The organism is Bizionia gelidisalsuginis, from assembly GCF_008086185.1.
Lineage (GTDB): Bacteria > Bacteroidota > Bacteroidia > Flavobacteriales > Flavobacteriaceae > Bizionia > Bizionia saleffrena.
Map to the genome: position 1 here is coordinate 1 of NZ_VSKN01000098.1, position 785 is coordinate 785.

Annotated in this window: 1 protein-coding gene and 1 pseudogene; both read right to left on the reverse strand. The window is 27.8% G+C overall.

Annotation, left to right across the window (positions count from 1 at the left end; genetic code table 11):
* Nucleotides 1-23 precede the first annotated feature (23 nt).
* Nucleotides 24-455 carry an integrase core domain-containing protein gene (locus ES677_RS15190; protein ID WP_148381746.1) on the reverse strand — a complete coding sequence of 144 codons (432 nt, stop codon included), beginning with the start codon at nt 453-455 and terminating at the stop codon, nt 24-26.
* A 1-nt stretch (nt 456) separates the two neighbouring features.
* Nucleotides 457-785 (reverse strand): annotated as a pseudogene (locus tag ES677_RS15195) (IS3 family transposase); the annotation flags it as partial.

The window sequence follows — 785 nt, forward strand, 5'->3', positions numbered from 1 at the left end:
TAATAAAGGATTAAATTTAATATTTAAAGCTGAACAATGACTCCATTGTTCAGCTTTTTTGATTTATAAGTTTTCATTTCTATTTTACATTGTTTGTGTATTTGATTTGGAGTCAACATATGATTTGATAAATGAGGTCTTTCTTGGTTATAAATTTTGATTGATTCATTATTGATTTGTTTATTTATTTTTAGGTTTACCTCATATTTAGCAATATTAAATTCTTGCTTTAAAATTCCATTGATTCTTTCTGCTACTGCATTTTCGTAAGGATCATATTTTTCTGTCATACTTGTTTTGATTCCATTTTGATCAAGTAATTCTTGGTAATCATTTGAGCAATATTGTAAACCTCTATCTGAATGATGAATTAAGGGTTTTTTCTTATAGCATCTGTTTTTTATAGCTATACCTAATGCTTGTAATGAACCTTCTACAGATAAACTATTGGACACGTTAAACCCCTACAATTTTCTTGGAATAAGCATCCGTAATTAACGCTAAATAACTTGGGTTTTCTCGCCTTCCAACATAAGTAATATCACTACCCCAAACTTGTTCTGGTTTATTAATCTTTAGGTTACAAACTTTATTTTTATGCTTTCTAAATCTATGGTGTGAGTCTGTTGTAATATGATATGATTTCCTTGGAATAATTAATAAATGATTGGCTTTAAGTATTCTAAAGAGCTTATCTCTTCCTGTTTTTATCTTTTTTAAATCCTCTTCTAACAAATAATATAGTTTTCTTGTACCTAAACGTGGCATCTTCATTCTTAATACAC